This is a genomic window from Streptomyces sp. NPDC007875, assembly GCF_042868035.1.
GTDB lineage: Bacteria > Actinomycetota > Actinomycetes > Streptomycetales > Streptomycetaceae > Streptomyces > Streptomyces antimycoticus.
The window spans coordinates 177,296-193,976 of the sequence record NZ_JBIADZ010000011.1 but is presented as its reverse complement, the minus strand read 5'-3'; the positions used below and the strand labels follow the sequence as shown (position 1 = coordinate 193,976).

Below are 16,681 nucleotides of genomic sequence, written 5' to 3'. Positions count from 1 at the left end.
CACCGGCCCTGCCCTCGTCACTACGCTGATCCGGCGGATTGCCCACGGCGAACAGGGAGACCATGACGTACAGCACCGACCGCATTGAAGCCCTCCTGAACGAAGGCGTCCGCGACAAGATCTACCCCGGCGCCGTATGGGCAGTCGGTGACGCCACCGGCACCCGCGCCCACGGCGCCACCGGGGTCCTAGACCCCAACGAGCCGAACGTGCCGATGCAGCCCGCCACGGTCTTCGACGCCGCCAGCCTCACCAAGATCCTCGCTGTGTGGGCCTCGATCGGAGCCCTGTGGGAGGAAGGCAAGCTCGACCTCGACTCCCCGCTCAACACGTTCTGGTCCGAAGTCGACGCCCACCCTCTCGGGGCCGTGACCGCCCGCCACCTGCTGACCCACACTGCCGGCGTACCGCTCCGCGCCCAGCTCAAAAACCTCTACGGCACCGACCCCCAGGACATCCGCGACGGCGTCGTTCACGAGGCCCTGCACCGCCCGCCCGGCGAGGCTGTCGAGTACACCGACCGAGCCGCCCTCATCCTCGGATACCTCGCGGAACACCTTTCGGGTCAGCGCCTCGACCAACTTTCCACGGAGCGGAGCTGGCAGCCGCTGGGCATGGACTCCACCCGATTCGGTCCGCTGTCCGCCGAGATCGCCGCACAGTGCGCACCGACCGAACTCGACCAGGAGACCGACACCCACCTCAAGGGCGTCGCCCACGACTTCTCCGCCCGGCTCCTGGACGGAGTGTGCGGCATTGCCGGCGCCTTCACCGTCCTCGATGACCTTGCCGTCTTCCTGCGCTACATGCTGGACACCTCAACCAGCCTGGGGCGAGCCGGATTCGGCCCCGAGTGGACCAGGCAGTCACTGACCGTACAGACCGGCACCTTGGAACCAGTGCGCGGGCTATTTTGGCACCCCGCCCCTGGCACGCACCCCGATGAGGACATCTGGGTCCACTACGGTTTCACCGGCACCGGCATGTGGATCTCACCCCACCAGGGGCGCTGGGCCGTACTCCTGACCAACAAGCTCTACTACACCCGTGACCGCCAGCCCCTGACCGAAATCCGTAACGCCTTCCGTGGCCTGGCCTTCCCCTGATCCCAGCGGGGATCGGTGCTCGGCACCGTACCTGCCTATTTGCCTGGGAACATCACCGGCAGCAACGTCGTCAATACCGCCAGACCAGCGCTGACTGTGCTGCGGTACAACCACGCACCCACCATGACAACAGCGCCCATAGCAAGCGGCATAGGCAAGTGCCACACCCGGATGCCGAAGGCCACTGCCACCATCACACCAACCATCATCGCTAGGTTGAATGCCTCACGCCGACGCGCGGGTTCGACCAGCTCCGCACCGTCAAGAAGAGCTCCCACGTACCCTTGGGCATAACGGTCACTGATCTTGAGTGAAAGTGCGGCAAGCTTTCGAGCGGCTTCCTTCCTGTCGAGGTCGAACCCAGCGTGAGCAGCTCGCAGGGCGGCAACAACCCCGCTCGCGTGAGCCCGCAGCCCGGGACGGCGCCATGACAGCGCCGGCACCGTGCCGCGCATCGACCGCGCACCTCTGACCCGCATTACTGCGAACCGCAAAGACACACCATGCAGATCCGCGCGCATGTGCGGGGCGCGGGCAGTCTCAGCGCACTCGCCGATGAGGTCGGCCCAGCGCTGGACCCGTTCGAAGGTCATGCTGCGGAGTTCGAACGCGTCTGCTGCCCACACAGCCAGACGTCGTGCAGCCAGAAAGCTGGCTCCGACCAGCAGCACACCGTGCCCGAACGACACCCAACCTTCCCGGCTGGACACAGACGCTTCGGGTGGGTCCCCGTATACCGCCTCTTGAACCCAAGCCGGCGTGTACGTCAGGACCAGGACCCGCAGTGCTCGGCCCACAAACGCCACCACGAAGTAGCCTATGGGGATCAGAACCGCCCACGTTTGCCAACGAGTCTCGTGGTGGGCACGCAGTGCGACCCGAACTGGTCCTGGAACCGGACCGATGCCCAAGTACTCGGCGTCCTCGCACAACTTACGTATCGCTGCGTTCGCCTTCTCTCGTTGTCGCAAGGCGAGTTGGGAACGAATGCGTCGGAACATGAGTTGAGGATGCCACCGCAAGGTGGGCCACGAAGCGGCACTGATCACGATCGTCACCCGGCCAGAGCCGGCACCTGACCCGGGACCGGTGGCACACCGGGTTCGTCGACGCGCTGGGCCACGGCGGGCTCCTCGGCCAGGTCGAGGGCCACACCATCGCCGACGTCCTGGCATGGCTGCCCACCACGCCGCTGACCTGGCGCAACAACATCCGCCATGTCGCCATCGACATGTCGGCCACCTACCGCGCCGCGATCCGCACCGGCCTGCCCGACGCCACCGTCGTGGTCGACCACTTCCACGTCGTCCAGCTCGCCAACAAGATGCTCTACATGGTCCGGCGTCGCACCACCGCCGAAACCCGCGGACGGCGCGGACGCGCCAGCGACCCGGAATGGAAGGCGAGACGGTGTCTGCTGCGCAACCGCGAGGACCTCACCGATGAGCAGTTCGCGAAGATGTAGAACCCGCTGCTGGCCGAGGGGAAGATCGGCCGCATCCTGCTGACGGCGTGGATCGCCAAGGAGTCCCTGCGCAACCTCCTCGCTCTGGCCCGCACTGGCGCCGACCGCCACCGCATCGGTCACGCGCGGTGGAAGTTTCTGACCCGGTGCGCGGACACCAATATCCCCGAAGTCCGCCAGCTCGCCGTCACCGTCGACCGTCTGCGAAGCGGATTCAGAACGCCCACACCTCTTGGTCCTCGAGGTGACTCGGTACCTCGTAGCCGCGCGCAGCCGGATGGAATTGCAGAATTTGCCGCAACGTTACCACTGCTCGGTAGGCATTACGCATGAGCTTAATCTGCTCCTTGAACAGCGTAATGTCGTACTCGTCGGGCCTGATCGAGTGGGCATTCGGGTTCCGCTTCTTGCGGACATCCTTCAGCGTCTTGATGGCGTGCTCGATGAGTTCGGTGTCCGAGGTCCTGAACTTCAGCTTGATCCACTCATCAAGAATTCGGATGGTTCCGCGTTGCGTGACGACAATGCGGCCCTTCTTGTCTGGCAGTTCATCCTCGTAAGGAACCTCGTTCTGGAAGAAGTCCCGGTTGATGTTGTCTGAGAGCATCTTGTCGAGGACGCCAGCAAAGTTAGCCAGCTCGCGACCCGTTGGACGGATGAGGTAGCCGAAGTCATTCGGTCGGTTCTCGATATAGGTGTTCCGGAAGAGTGCTGACCGCCCGATGTGCTGACAGAGAGCGTTGACCTGCTCCATCTCCTCCAGGAATGCCCTGAAGAGTGAAAGCATCTCGTGCCACTCTCCCAGGATGCTCGACCGCCAGTAATCCGGGTGCGGAACAAACTTGTCCCTGTCGTCTTCCTGCTTGGCCTTCCAAATCTGCTGATGTTCGGGCGAAAGCGATGACAAGTACCGGCGAAACACGACGACGCCCCATCCGTGGTCCTTCGATAGTGCTAGGCCGAACGACTGGAGTAGCACCTGATCCCGCTCCGCCATCGTCGACTGACCAAAGTGGTCGTCGTGGATACTGATCATGCCGCTGATGTCGAAGTTGTAGTAGTAGCGAGGATCGTTACGGTACGACTCCAGGATTGAGAGATCGAAGAAGTGGTGCCCAAGGGTGGGATATCCGAGTGCGAGTTCAAGGCTGTACGGCCGGCTTCGGTATGCCTCTCGGTCCACAACTTTTTCAAGATGTCCTACCGTGGGGTAGAGACACGCTCCAGCCAAATCATTGGTTGCCAGCTTTTCAAGCTGCTGCTCTCGCGGTTCCGGCTCGAACGCCAAGATATGCGGATTGGGATGCCGGTCACCGTAGTTGACGTAAAGAGCACCTGCCTCGATCAGCGGGCGCAGGAGCGCTCGTAGACCGTCCGTGTCCATGTCGAGGGCATGTACGGGCAGACCATTGAAATCGAGTGACTTCATGTAGAAGTCGGTGGCCAGATTCAGAAGATGTTCTGAGGCCGCCTTCTCGCCGGACGATGACTTCCGAAGAATTTTCGAGAAGGCAGATATTGCCGATCTGAAGATCACGGGCACCTCAAGCGTTGGCGCGTAGGCAGAGCCGTCCAAGAGATGACGGCCCGCGGAAATTCTACTGCGCCAGAGGCGGCACGATGCCAGCGTATTTTCAGGAGGCTGAGGTTGGAGCGCCGCCACTGTCTGCGTCTCCCGGCGCCTTCAGCCCCGCCGGATCCACACCGAGCGCCTCGGCCAACTTCAGGATGCTGTGCAGGCTCACGTTGCGCTGACCGCGCTCGACTTTCCCAATGAACGTCCAGTGCAAGTTGCCGTGAACGGCAAGGCACAGAACATCCGCCGCAGTGTCCGCAAGGAGGGCCAGGTCTTCACCGTGAGCCTCGGGGCCACGTGAAGACCGGGGAGTCGGTCATCGTGTCGTCTACCTGCCGCGTGCTCGTCCAACAGCACGGACACGGCCTGCACCTCGCCCAGCCGACCAAGGACTTCAGGGCTGAGCTTTGGTACGGCGATTGCGGTATCCGCTACATGAACGTCTTGGGCTACCTCTCTGGTCCTCGTCAGCCGCGGTACACGCAGCTCGCCGCATCGGATTCGTCACCGAACGTCGAAGTTGCCTACGAGGGGTGGACGTTCCCCAAGGGTGGCGTGGCGCTCTCTTGGGTGTTGGAGCGGGAGATGAGCACGGTCACCAGTCGACAGAAGTGATCACAATCAGTCAGAAGGAAGGGTGGTCTACTCCTTTTGTCTGCCCTAAGCCTGACGGAGCGTGAGGGATTGTCAGTCCGTGGGGCTACCGTGTTCTTGGCGACCGACGTTCCAGACGTGCAGCGGTCGTTGAGTGCTGCACGTCGTTCTCTGAGACCCTGAAGGGGTTCATGTGGCCTACCGCAACAAGACCTATGTCGCTTTCGCCAGCGAGGACATCCGCTCCTACTACCTGATGAAGGCGTGGCGCGAGAACGAGCACATCGAGTTCGATTTCTTCGACGCGCACGACATCAATACGGCGTTGGACACAAGCCAGCCGGAAACGATCCGTCGTCGCCTTGGCGAGCGGCTCTCAAACACTAAGCAGACCGTCGTGCTCTTGAGTGGTACCACCAAGCCGAAGGCCGGCAGGTCGTCGAGCTTCCTGTACTACGAGATCGAGGCGATCAAGCGGCGTAACCTGCCGGTAGTCTTTGTTAATCTCGATCAGGCACGGACTGTTCAGTCCGCTAAGATCCCGACCACTCTGACAGATCACTACTCGATGAACGTGTCCTTCCAGCCCGCAATTATTAAGTACGCCCTGGATGACTACGTGGAGAGGTTCAACAAAAACCTGGTTGCTGCTAGCCCCCTTACGGGGCCTTACCAGTACAAGGCGCACGTCTACACCGACCTTGGATTGTAAGCAGTGCGACACAGTTTCAGATTGCTGTTTGGCACCCAACGCGGACTTTCGCTTCTCGCTCGAAACGCGTTGGGTGCCTTCGGTTTGGCCTCCGGCCTCCTGCAAGTGGCGCTGGCCCTGTGGGCAAGCATCAAGCTTACGAGCCACGATCGGTGGGTGCTGCTGCTTTCGTTGCTGGGATTCTCGCTTGTGTTCGGTCTTATCCGCGCGTGGCCGCGGCGTGAGGCAAGCCGAGAGTTTGGCAGCCCGGACATCACGGTGCGGGTTATGGTCGGAGACCTCTTTAAGCAGCAAACGCATCTCGTGATTGGTTTTAATGATCTCTTTGACACCGACACGACGAACAATGTGGTGATCAACCAGACGAGCGTCCAAGGTCAGTTCCAGGATCGAATCTACGGAAACGATCTGGTGCGACTCGATGCCGAGCTGGCGGCCACGCTCGCAGCGGAGGTTGTCACCGAGACCGAAGACATCTCGGTCAAGCCTGTCGGGAAGCGTGATCGCTATCCGATCGGTACCGTTGCCGTACTTGGTGATCCTGCTCGGCATTTTTTCTGCGTTGCCTATTCCAAATTGGAGAACAACCTCATTGCTAACTCGAACGTAGACTTCTTGTGGCAGAGCCTTGGAGCCGTGTGGGAAGCCGCCTACGTCCGAGGTCAGCGAAAAGAGATTTCGATCCCGATTGTTGGATCCGAGCTGGCGCGCGTCGCTTGCCTCAATCGAGAGAGTCTGCTCAAGATGATTCTGCTATCTTTTGTGGCTCGCTCACGACAAAGCGTCATTTGCAAGCAACTCACTATTGTTATCCACCCCAAGGACTACTACCACATCAACATGCTAGAGGTGGCGGCTTTCTTGAGGACTTTGTAGCCGCTCTAGCATTGAAATATTGGCTACGTGCGTCGGGTCAGTCCTTACGGCGTGGTCTTCGGACGCCTCCCGCCTCAGCTCGTAGTAGCTGCTTCAGTTTCAGTTACGGTCTCGTCCGAGGTGGCCTCTTCGGTGGCCTTGGACCCCAAGATTCCTGCAATAGCGGCTCGCCGTGCGCATTCCGTTGACGGATGTGGCGGGGTCACCCCGCCAGCACAATGGCGTGTGGCGACGGTGCGAGCCGTGCCCGGTAGCGGCGGATCCCCCAGCTGCGGTGCTCCAGCTCTGCCGCCACCAGCACCTCGGCCGTGTTCAGTCGGTCGGGCACGAGTTCCACCAGCGCGGCCACCGGGTGGTCGCCGACCAACGGGAAGCTCTTGACTCGGCGAAACTCCCACTGCGGGTTCGGCTGGGACGCGCCGTGGCCGCGGACGATCCACTCGTCCCTCTCCGACCCCGCGCCCGGTGGCTTCTCCACGCCCACGTCCAGCACACCTGCCTTGACCGTGAAGTTCATGCCCATGCCGGAGCCGACGACCGGGCGGGTGCGCTCGCCGGGGTCGATCAGCCGCGCGACGGGCCGTGCCTGGCCATCCGGCGTGGACAGTGCCACCCCCAGGGAGGCGTGGCGGAACGCGCCTTTGCCGGTCGGTGTCTCCGGACGGAACGAGCACACCATCAGCAGCTGCCGGAACTCGCGTTCGGGCGTTGCCTTGACGTAGGACGCCCACTCTGCGGGCACGCCCTCGTGGTCGGCAGGCAGCACGTCCCAGCCGAACGTGAGCCTGCCGCGCAGCGGCTCGTCGTCGGCTGGGCTGCCGAGCGTGCGCTCCGGCACGAGCTCGACATCGTGCAACCGGACCTCGGTCATGCAACGGCTCCCTTGCTCCGACCATGCAGGTAGGTGAACGCTCCCCAGTCACGGTAGTGGGGATGCCGAGCACGGGTGGCGAGTTGGGCCTGGCGGAAGGCGGGCTCCGGGTCCGTGCCGTGCGCGATCCGTTGGTGCATGTGGTGGTAGAAGTACGTGGCCGGCTCCGGGCGTACGGGCCACAGACACCCGACGACAGCCTGCGCGCCGGCGGTGATCAGTGCCGACGGGATGCCACGGACGTTGTCCGCGCGGTCGAACCGGCCCAGCGCGGACTCGCACGCGGCGAGCGTGACCAGGCGGACACCGCGCAGGTCGGCCTCCAGGAAGTCGTAAGCGAAGACCCGGCCGTCGTCGTCACGGTCCGGGGTGAGGTAGAGGCAGTGCAGCCACGGCGCGTCCTGGTCCAGCGTCCCGTGTACGGCGATGTGGACCACGTCCGCCGTGGAGAGCTCCGCGAGCAGCCTGTCGCGCGTGGCCGCAGGCCCGGTGACGGCTTCCGTTCGGACCGCGCCGGCGACCTTCCGCGCGTGCTCCTCCAGCGCAGGTTCGGCGGGCAGCCCGTAGGGCACGCCGCCGTCGGTGGAGGCCAGCACCGCAGTGCGACGCGGCCGTACGGGGCCTGCGGCGGGTGTCAGGGCTTCGAGGCCGGCGATGGTGGTGACCGTCCAGTCGTCGGCGATCATCCGGTCCCCGGTGCGGCACAGCGGTAGCGGCAGGTAGTGCAGCGCGCCGTGCGGCCAGGCCAGGATCCGGTCCTTGCCCTGGGCCCGCCAGTTGTCCCACAGTTCGTCGGCGCCGAGTGGTATGTCGCCCGGCTGCCGCAGCAGTCGGCTGCCTTCCGGCGTCACGTCGCCGAACAGCGGGTCGCGTTCGACCTCGATCCGGATCGCCTCGACCCGGTCCGCCACCGGATGCCGGTCGATGTTCTCGTCCGCGCCGTCGCCCAAGTGCACGACGAGCGCCCGGCGCTGCCTGGTGACCGCGAGAAGCACGGCCGCGCCGCTCACAGCGGCGGGCAGGAACCAAGTGAGCAGTACGGTCCGGTCGTCCAGCAACTCGTGCGTCTTCGCCCAGAGGCGCTGGTCATCGATGAGCGGTGCCGAGCGGCGGCTCAGCTCGTCGTCGATGAGCGACGAGATGTGCCACCGCAGGTTTCGTGCGATCTGCTGGGTGTCGTGGCCGCCGGGACGGCCGTCGGAGTCCAGTGCGTTCAGCAGGTGCGGCGACGCGCCGGACGCACCGTGGGAGGCGCCAGGTTCCTCCAGGTCGCGCAGCTTGCCGAGAAAGTGCTGGATGTACGCGGGCAGCGCGAGCGGACCGTCGATCCGCCACCATGCGCCCAGCTCCGGTCCCTTGCCCGCCTGGTGCAGACCGAGCATCAGCCCCACCGGCAGCGCCTCGGCTTCCGCGGTGAGCTGCCAGACCGCCGAGTGCACCAGGTCGCGCAGTATCCCGCCGAGTTCGGGCGCGCGGCTCGTGTCGAAGTTCGGCACGTTCACGGTGATCGCGGACAGCGCTGCCTTGAGTTCTTCGCCGTGGAGGTTGCCCATCCGCTGCACGAACGGCACCAGGCCCGCCCGCGCCAGTTCCTCGAAGCCGAGCGAGGCGTAGCCGAGTGCCGCGTACGCGTAGTAACCCCAAGGGAACGGGACAGGGCCGGAGACCGGCTCGCCCGCCTGGGCCGACTGGTGGTACAGGTCGGCCGTCAACAGCCTGGCCTCTGCGCTCCGTACGTCGCCCGCCTGCCGCAGGAGGGTGAGCCCCAGCGCCGGCTGCCGCAGGTCGCGGGCGTGTGCGGCCGTATGCAGCAGCGCCGCCGACCGCTGCGTCGGGGTCCAGGACTGCGCGGATTGCGGGAGGGACGCCGCGAGCGGCTGGCCGGGACCCGGGCAGTCGGTGGGGTCGTCGGGCAGCACGTGGAGCCGTGCCTCAGTCAACTGTCTGCGGTGTGCGGGGTCCCAGCGGACGCCGAGCTGCTCTGCCCAGTCCAGCACGGTGCGCAGCAGCGGCCGGTCGGCGCGTTCCCGGGCCAGGTTGACGCCCTGGCTGATCACCTTCGCGGTTACGTTGCTGCCATGGGCGGCGACGAAATCGGCCAAGGGCGACCCGAACACCGCCCTGGGCAACCCGTCGGCCAGGGCCGGGGGAATCCCGTCCATCACCCTGAGCAGGAACAGGGCGACATCCAGATCGTCGGCGGTCGACGAGTCGAGCCATGCCGACAGCGCGGCGTCGGCGGTATCCCGGTGAACTCCCTCCTCGTTCGCAAGGATCTGCGCCAACGACGCCAGGAGCCGGGTCTTTCGCGTCCCACCGTCCAGTTCCAGAGCGCGCATCACCAGGTGTCCCGCCTCCGCCACCAGACGGTGGGACTCGACCTGGAAGGGCTCCTCGTCGGTGAACCACGTGCGGTACAGGTCCGCTTCCAGCCGAGCGGACCAGACGGTACGTATCCCGCGGGCGTAGTGGTCGGCGGCGAAGTCCTCCACTCCCCGGGTGGCCATCCGCAACCGGGCGGCGGCCAGCAACGCCGCTTCCAGTTCGGCGGGATCGCTCAGCTCGTCGATCAGCCGTGACACCACCGCGTCGGCTTCCTCGAACACCGCGCGATCACACCGGTCCGCCACCAGGTGGACGGCCGACTCGACAGTACGGAGCGCCGCGTCCCGCCAGGCGGCCTCCGCCCCACATACGTCGGCGACCTCGGCGACCAGCCTCCAGTAGACGTATATGAGCTCGACCAGACCGCGGTGGTCGTGGAACTCGTCCCGGAACAGTAGTTCCACCATCGCCTCGGCTGGCAGCGCTTGGTCCGCGTGTTCCGCCAAGGCTTGTCGCGTCTGCTCCAGTTCGCGCGCCTGTTCCTTCGCCTGGGACAGCGAAAGGATCCGGTCGCACACGTAATGTGCAAGCTCCATCAGCGTGCCGAGAGGGTCGATGAAGAACCTGACCGTCGGCGCGCCATCCTCCTCATCACGCGATTCGTAGGCCGGTTCCCCGAAGCGCACGGGGCCGGCACACACCATCCCCTGCCGCGTTTCGAAGTCGAGCGCGCCGATCGGATCGTCCATAGCAGGCAGCACGTGGGAGACGACCAGCATGACCGAACCCGAGGCGATCGCCCTCTCCCGCCAGCCCGGCGGCTCTTCCAGCCGGAGGTCATGCACAAAGTACGCGCCGTCTGGGCTGAAGACGGACAGCACGCCTCCGTCATCCTGCGTGACACACCACCTGTGATCGACAGGGGGCCCGAAGGGCAGTTCGTTCAGCGAGAGGAGCACCGGGAGGCCCCACCAGCTGTTCGCGCGGGTGAACAGGCTGCCTCCGGCCCCGTCACCGGCGGTGAACGGGCTGATGCCGGCCAGTCCTACCGCCAGTCCAGCATGCCGGACACCGTCCACCTCCACCATGAACGCCCACCCAGTGATGTCCCGCGACAGCCTCACGCCGTTCCCCCCGCGCCAACCGGTCATCAACCGATTCAACAATGCCACGACCCCGGTCAGACCCGTTCGTTCCACGGACCCAGGATGAAGATCTTGAGTGCGGCAGCATGCTTGCCAATGCCCGAGCACTCGGCCGCGTACTTAATCGCCGATACCGGCAGACATCTGTCATGGTCCGCCTGGAGGGCCACCTCGTAGGCATCCGAGCAGTACCGGCATTCGCCGTCTCTCACAACGCGAGCACTCCGCGCTTCGAGTATCAAGCCGGACGTCCGGTTTGCACCGCAACCGGTCATCATTCGTCGTGGACTCAACCCTCCGTTCGCATACGCGCAGCACCTCGGATGTAAGCCGGTGCCGGCATCGTCCCCAGCCTCTCCGCAGTGCCTCTCACCTGCTTAGAGGCACCTGACGGAACGCTGTGAAGCGCCCCCATTCAGCCCCTTCGCACGTACGCGAACAACCGATTCAACGACGTACGCGACGCCGAATCCGTGAAACGAATCCGGTCATCCTGCCGGGGGCTCATTGTTGTGCTCTCAACCGACCCTCATCCTGGAACGTTCGTCAGCGGCCGAGAGGAGAACGGTGAACAATCCGCAACGCCTCGCGAGTGACCCCGACGTCATCGGGCAAACAGCAGGGCTGGTCAACTTCCTACGCGACATGGTCCACAGCAGTCACCAGCGGCAGCGTGACGACCGCAACCGTGAACGTCTGTGGCTGGCCAGGCTGCCGGAGCCCGTCCGCAGGCCGGCGCCGCGCCCTGACGGTCTGCTGCTGACGCTCGACCACGTGCCGCAGAGTACGCCGCCCGACCTGCCCGACTCACTAGACGGCTGGGTCGAGCCGACGAGCTGCCTGGACCCCGACGGAGGCGATCCGCCTCTTGCGGAGGAGGGACCAGGAGGCGAACTGGTGCGCGTTGCGGACGACAGGGAACCGCCAGCAGAGGAAGGCGCCCTGCGCCGCGAAGAGGCCGGTGACGTGCTGCGGGCCTATGGAACGTGGCTGGATCGCTGGCGTCGATGGGCGGCGCGGGAGCGCGCGGAACGACCACTCCGCGAGCTCTACGACCGGCTGTACGCGTGGCACCAGAAGCTCGCCCGGGAAGACGACCAGACTGAACTCGTTCTGGGCATAGGGCTTTTGACCTGGGCCACCCCGGACGGTGATGTGGTGCACCGCCATCTGTTCACCCATCGTGTAGAGACATCGGTCGATCGCCGCACGGCGCGGCTTACGGTGCAACTGTCGCCGGAGAGCGCCCTGCGTCTCGAAGACCAGGACTTCCTGGACAGTGATGATGGTTGGGTACGCGAGCGCGGAGCCGCTCTCTCGGAGGAGATAACGGCTCGCGGGATGGACCCGCTGGGGGCTGAGGCACTGGAGCAGATCGCGCAGTGGCAGGAGCGGGCGACCACTCGGCCCATGGGCTTCAGCGCAGGGTGGGAGCCACCCCGCGCACCTGAACTGGGCTCCCGTCTCACCTACGCACCGGCCCTGGTCCTACGCCCGCGCAACCTCAACTCGCTGCTACGGTTCTACGACCAGATAGCGGAGACGGTGGCCTCGGAGAGCCGGGCACCACTCGGCCTGGCCCAGATGGCCATGACGATCGAGACCGCCGACCGTTCTACCTGGGACGGTGCCCGGAAAGCGCCGCTCTTCGGTGACGATCCTCTCTTCCCGGGCAAGACGAACGCTCAGCAGCGCAGCGTGCTGGGGCGCCTGGAGCACGACACCGGTGTGGTGGTCCAGGGGCCGCCGGGGACGGGCAAGACCCACACCATCGCCAACCTTGTCTCGGCACTGCTCGCACAGGGCCAGCGGGTACTCGTCACCAGCGCTCGCGACCAGCCGCTCACTGTGCTGCGGGACAAGCTTCCGCAACCTGTAAGGGACTTGTGCGTCCTGCTCCTCAGCTCCACTCGCCACAACGGCGCAAGTGAGGGCGAACTGGAGCGCACCATCAACGCGCTCACCGACCAGGTGGCCGCCAGTGACCCCGCCGAACTACGTGCTGAGATCCGCCGCCTCACCGGGGAGCGGGACGAGGCAAGGGGACGGATCGATACGCTCACGGAGCAGGTGATCTCGCTCCGGGAGGCCGAGTACCGACATCGGAGCGTGGCACCGGGATACGCAGGAACGCTCGCCGAGATCGTGGAGCGGGTCCAAGCCGGTACCGAAGAGTTCGGATGGATCGGCCGTCTGCCCGACACCGCCGAGGACGTCCCGCCGCTGGCCTCCGAACAGGCCCACGAACTGCTCGTCCTGCTGCGTGACGGCGCGGGTGAACCGCGGGCTGGCGGCGCGCTTCCCGTGCCTGGCGATCTTCCCTCGCCCCGGCAAGTCGCGGACGTATTCGCGGCCAGCCGCCTCAGTGATGAAGGTCTGTCCGCAGAGGCCGTCGAGATCCGGAACGTACTCGCCCATCTCGACGTGTCCGTGACCTCCGAGCTGGCTTCGCTGCTCGATGCATGCGAGACGGCCCTTCATCACCTCGGAATGCCTGCCGACGCCACACGCTGGGATCCCGGTTCCTGGATCACCAGGGCGTTGACGGACCGGCTCTGCCGATCCGACCTCGCACTGTGGCAGCGGGTGGCAGCCGTCACCGGCGACATCCGCATAGTCGCAGGGGACGTGGATGCGCTGGGTCTGCGCCTGGTGACCATGCCCGAGGACCTGACCGCCCAGAAGGCAGGCCAGCTGACAACCGCCGGTGTCGCTCTCCGGAATCACCTGGCTACAGGCAAGACCCTGCGGTCCCGGTTCCCGGGCAAAGTGCAGAAGAACGCACAGGAGTTGCTGGACTGCTGCACTGTCGACGGCCGTACACCCCAAACGACTGAGGACCTGGACGCCGTGCTGGCCCACCTCCGGGCGCACTCCGCGATCGCCGGCGCGGCCACGCGCTGGCAGCAGGTGAACGCCGCCGTCCCGCCGGGGGACGTGGAGGTGCGGCTGGCCGAACTGACCTCGCGCGCCGAGCGCCTTGAGCACATACAGGCATTCGGCTCGGCCCGGGACTGCGTCGACGCGCTTCTCGTGCGTCACGGGGTACGGCTGACGACCGCCTCCTGCCAGGCGTGGCAGGACTTCAACGCCGGTGTCGCCGCGCTCCGTGGCCGACGGGCCGCCGACGAGGCCGTTGCGCAATTGGCCGCGTGGGACGAACTCCTTCGTACCCCCGTCAGCGGCACGCAGCTGGCCACAGAGTCCATGGCCCTGGTCCAGGCTCTCCGCAACCAGAACGTGGAGGCTTATGCCGAGGCCCTGGAGGCACTGGCGGCCGCGCACCGGCGGGAGCACCGTACGCGACGGTGCGACGAACTGCTGGGCGCCCTGCGCGCCGGCCACTCCCTGCTCGCGGGCCGCCTCCTCGACAACGCCGACGATCCCGACTGGGAGGAACGGCTGGGCTCCCTGGAGCGGGCGTGGGCGTGGGCGAAGGCTTCACAGTTCCTGGACAGGCAGCGCACACCCGGTCTGGAGCGCAAGCTTGAAGGCGACCTGAGCGAGCACGAAGACCGGTTGGAGCAGGTGACCGGCGAACTCGCCGCGGCCTGGGGTCGGTTGCACTGCTTGGAGCGGATGACGCAGGAACAGCGCTCGGCGCTCCAGGCGTACCGGACCCACATGGCGTCCCTCGGCAAGGGCAAGGGGAAGAACACCGGCTTCTTCAGGGCCGCGGCACGCGATTCGATGTCCGTGGCCCAGGACGCAGTGCCCGCGTGGGTCATGCCCATCCCCCAGGTCGCCGAGATGGTGCAGGCGAGGCGGGATGCCTTCGACGTCGTCATCGTGGACGAGGCCAGTCAGGCGGGCATGGACGCGCTCTTCCTCCTGTGGCTGGCTCCCCGTGTGATCGTCGTCGGTGACGACAAACAGTGTGCGCCCGCCCTCACACGCAACGGCCGTCACCAAGCTATCCGAGACAAGCTGGCCGCCCATCTGCCGGACATGCCCAGCCGACTGCGCGAGCTCTACACGCCGCACACAAACCTGTACCAGTTGCTGTCCACCTTCTTCCCAAAGGTGATCCGCCTCGAGGAGCACTTCCGCTGTGTGCCGGAGATCATCAACTGGTCCTCCAACACGTTCTACAACAACAAGCTCCTGCCCCTGCGGCAGTACGGCGCCGAACGGCTGGACCCGCTGCGTACCCACTTCGTCGAGGGCGCCGTGGTCGCGGGCCGCGAAAGCCGTGTCCACAACCCCAAGGAGGCCGAGGCGATCGTCGACTGTCTGGCCCGTCTTGCCGAGGACCCGGCCTACCAGGAAAAGACCATGGGCGTGATCGTGCTCCAGGGCTTCGGACAGATCAAGCTCCTGGAGACCCTCATCGAGCAGCGGCTGCCGGCCACCGTGCGCGAGCAGCACCAGATTCGCGTCGGCAACGCGGCCTCGTTCCAGGGCGACGAGCGTCACGTGATCCTGCTGTCCATGGTCGTGACGAACCCGCCGCGCGCAGCGGGCGGGAACAAGAGCGAGCAGCAGGCATACAACGTCGCCGCCAGCAGGGCTCAGGATCAGATGTGGCTCTTCTACTCGGTCCCGCCGGACCGTCTCAAGCCGCACGACCTACGGCTCAACCTCCTGACTTACATGGAGAACCCGCCCGCCGCGATGGAAGCCGCCGACGACATCGGACCGGTGCTGCCGGACGTCCGCAGGGCTCCCTTCGACTCGCTCTTCGAACAGCAGGTGTATCTGGAGATCAAGAAGCGGGGCTACCACGTGATCCCGCAGTTCCCGGCCGGCAGCAAGCGCATTGACTTGGTGGTCGTGGGGGCACGCGGCCGTCTCGCCGTGGAGTGCGATGGCGACGCCTTCCACCACGCCACGCGAGAGCAGATCGAGAACGACCAGCGGCGGGACCGCGAACTGAAGCGCGTGGGCTGGGAGTTCTGGCGGGTACGGGAGAGCGAATTCCGCTTCGATCCCGAAGCGGCGCTCGACGGCCTGTGGGAAGAACTCGACCGCCAGGAGATCCGCCCCGCCAGCTATGCGCGCTCCACTCCAGCTGCCCAGGTAGCCGGCTCCCAAGCCGAGTGGAAGCCGCTCGACCTCTCCTCGGACGACGGGCTCACCGACGACGAGGACACCGGGGATGAACAGACCGACGACCGAATCGACGACGACACTGCAGAGGACGACGCAGCATGACGCAAGAAGCCGTTCTGGGCCCACTCGACGGCAACACTTTGAAGGAGCTGGCCCGCGTCATCTGCGGTGACGACCACCTCTATTACCGCAGAGGCTTCGAGATCGCCCAGTTCCTGGAGAACGCCGGGTGGCTCAATGTTCCTGAGTACGACGGCGAGTACCGGGGCGAGTGGACTCTCCAACTCCTCACTGCTCGTCGTGACAACCCCACCGAGTTGGAAAAGGTACTCATCAGACTCGCGGACGCACGCGAGTACCTCGATGAACCCGGTGTCCTCGCGACCGTCGTCAACGCGGTCAACACCTTCCTCGTCCACGAGGGCTTCCGTCTGGAGAATCCGGGCGGCCGACCCAGGATCGTTGTCTGCGACCCGGCTCTGGCGCACCCGGGCCAGCAGGCACCGATCGAGCTCAAGGCCACCATGGCAGAGATCATCCGTGAACCACGGATGGCCGCACTGCTCCAGCGCCGACTTGACGAAGCCCGCACCTGCTTCGCCAACGGCGCTCACATCGCGGCCATCATCATGCTGGGCAGCCTCCTCGAAGGCGTCCTGCTTACGGTGATCGAGGAGCGCGACGCCTCACTGCTGAGCAACAAGGACCCTAACTTCATCGGTCTCAAAGCCCTCATCGACATCTGCCACCAGGCGGGCTGGATCGACGTCGATATGGAGCGCTTCAGCCAGGCCGTTTGCAAGTACCGCAATTTCGTCCACCCGCGGCGTGAGTTCCGCGAGGCGCACACTCCCGACCGCGACACGCTCACCGTGTCCTGGTACGTCGTGAACGGTGCCCTCAACGACCTCGCGGCCAGCCAGCCCGAAGCCGACGCATAGGCCGTCACGCAAGAAATC

13 protein-coding genes are annotated in these 16,681 nt (G+C 65.5%); 7 read left to right on the top strand and 6 right to left on the bottom strand.

The window, feature by feature from the left end; all coding sequences use genetic code 11:
• The first annotated feature begins 62 nt into the window (after positions 1–62).
• Complete coding sequence (locus tag ACFYOY_RS23965; protein ID WP_388589443.1) at positions 63–1,106, top strand: serine hydrolase domain-containing protein; 1,044 nt, start codon at positions 63–65, stop codon at positions 1,104–1,106.
• Positions 1,107–1,141: 35 nt separating this feature from the next.
• Here ACFYOY_RS23965 and ACFYOY_RS23960 read toward each other — a convergent pair whose 3' ends face one another.
• Together ACFYOY_RS23960 and ACFYOY_RS23955 are read right to left on the bottom strand one after the other, a co-directional pair.
• A complete protein-coding gene (locus ACFYOY_RS23960) occupies positions 1,142–1,795 on the bottom strand; it encodes a hypothetical protein (protein ID WP_388589440.1) in 654 nt (217 codons plus the stop codon).
• A gap of 365 nt (positions 1,796–2,160) precedes the next feature.
• On the bottom strand, positions 2,161–2,325 hold the full coding sequence (locus tag ACFYOY_RS23955; RefSeq protein ID WP_388589437.1) for a hypothetical protein: 165 nt from the start codon (positions 2,323–2,325) through the stop codon (positions 2,161–2,163).
• Between ACFYOY_RS23955 and ACFYOY_RS23950 the strand changes: the two genes are divergently transcribed.
• Positions 2,263–2,571: a transposase gene (locus tag ACFYOY_RS23950; RefSeq protein ID WP_388589582.1), complete on the top strand. Its 309-nt coding sequence runs from the start codon at positions 2,263–2,265 to the stop codon at positions 2,569–2,571. The two genes, ACFYOY_RS23955 and ACFYOY_RS23950, sit on opposite strands and share 63 nt — an antisense overlap.
• 214 nt (positions 2,572–2,785) lie before the next feature.
• Here the strand turns inward: ACFYOY_RS23950 and ACFYOY_RS23945 are convergent, their stop codons facing one another.
• Together ACFYOY_RS23945 and ACFYOY_RS23940 are read right to left on the bottom strand one after the other, a co-directional pair.
• Positions 2,786–4,108: a hypothetical protein gene (locus ACFYOY_RS23945; RefSeq protein WP_388589434.1), complete on the bottom strand. Its 1,323-nt coding sequence runs from the start codon at positions 4,106–4,108 to the stop codon at positions 2,786–2,788.
• A 97-nt stretch (positions 4,109–4,205) separates the two neighbouring features.
• Positions 4,206–4,361, bottom strand: a complete 156-nt coding sequence (locus ACFYOY_RS23940; protein WP_388589431.1) for a helix-turn-helix domain-containing protein — start codon at positions 4,359–4,361, stop codon at positions 4,206–4,208.
• Between the two features lie 83 nt (positions 4,362–4,444).
• On the opposite strand from ACFYOY_RS23940, the gene ACFYOY_RS23935 reads away from it, so the two are divergent.
• The 3 genes from ACFYOY_RS23935 (at position 4,445) to ACFYOY_RS23925 (ending at position 6,329) form a co-directional block, all read left to right on the top strand.
• Entirely contained in the window at positions 4,445–4,762 is a 318-nt protein-coding gene (locus ACFYOY_RS23935; protein WP_388589428.1) for a hypothetical protein, read from the top strand.
• 172 nt (positions 4,763–4,934) lie between these two features.
• On the top strand, positions 4,935–5,453 hold the full coding sequence (locus tag ACFYOY_RS23930) for a TIR domain-containing protein (protein ID WP_388589425.1): 519 nt from the start codon (positions 4,935–4,937) through the stop codon (positions 5,451–5,453).
• A 21-nt stretch (positions 5,454–5,474) separates the two neighbouring features.
• Entirely contained in the window at positions 5,475–6,329 is an 855-nt protein-coding gene (locus ACFYOY_RS23925; RefSeq protein WP_388589422.1) for a macro domain-containing protein, read from the top strand.
• A gap of 202 nt (positions 6,330–6,531) precedes the next feature.
• Here ACFYOY_RS23925 and ACFYOY_RS23920 read toward each other — a convergent pair whose 3' ends face one another.
• Both ACFYOY_RS23920 and ACFYOY_RS23915 read right to left on the bottom strand, forming a co-directional pair.
• Positions 6,532–7,200 (bottom strand): hypothetical protein, encoded by a 669-nt coding sequence (locus tag ACFYOY_RS23920; protein WP_388589420.1) that lies wholly within the window; start codon positions 7,198–7,200, stop codon positions 6,532–6,534.
• Entirely contained in the window at positions 7,197–10,613 is a 3,417-nt protein-coding gene (locus tag ACFYOY_RS23915; protein WP_388589417.1) for a CHAT domain-containing protein, read from the bottom strand. The genes ACFYOY_RS23920 and ACFYOY_RS23915 overlap by 4 nt, the downstream gene beginning before the upstream one ends.
• Positions 10,614–11,237: 624 nt before the next feature.
• Between ACFYOY_RS23915 and ACFYOY_RS23910 the strand changes: the two genes are divergently transcribed.
• Together ACFYOY_RS23910 and ACFYOY_RS23905 are read left to right on the top strand one after the other, a co-directional pair.
• Entirely contained in the window at positions 11,238–15,824 is a 4,587-nt protein-coding gene (locus ACFYOY_RS23910) for an AAA domain-containing protein (protein ID WP_388589414.1), read from the top strand.
• Positions 15,821–16,663, top strand: coding sequence for a hypothetical protein (locus tag ACFYOY_RS23905; RefSeq protein ID WP_388589411.1), 843 nt, complete (start codon positions 15,821–15,823; stop codon positions 16,661–16,663). The genes ACFYOY_RS23910 and ACFYOY_RS23905 overlap by 4 nt, the downstream gene beginning before the upstream one ends.
• Positions 16,664–16,681: the final 18 nt, after the last annotated feature.

Excerpts from the sequence above, each read along its gene's own strand:
- ACFYOY_RS23920 (WP_388589420.1), bottom strand. The coding sequence starts at position 7,200 with ATGACCGAGGTCCGGTTGCACGATGTCGAGCTCGTGCCGGAGCGCACG.
- ACFYOY_RS23915 (WP_388589417.1), bottom strand. The coding sequence starts at position 10,613 with ATGGTGGAGGTGGACGGTGTCCGGCATGCTGGACTGGCGGTAGGACTG.
- ACFYOY_RS23965 (WP_388589443.1), top strand. The coding sequence starts at position 63 with ATGACGTACAGCACCGACCGCATTGAAGCCCTCCTGAACGAAGGCGTC.
- ACFYOY_RS23905 (WP_388589411.1), top strand. The coding sequence starts at position 15,821 with ATGACGCAAGAAGCCGTTCTGGGCCCACTCGACGGCAACACTTTGAAG.
- ACFYOY_RS23955 (WP_388589437.1), bottom strand. The coding sequence starts at position 2,325 with ATGGCGGATGTTGTTGCGCCAGGTCAGCGGCGTGGTGGGCAGCCATGC.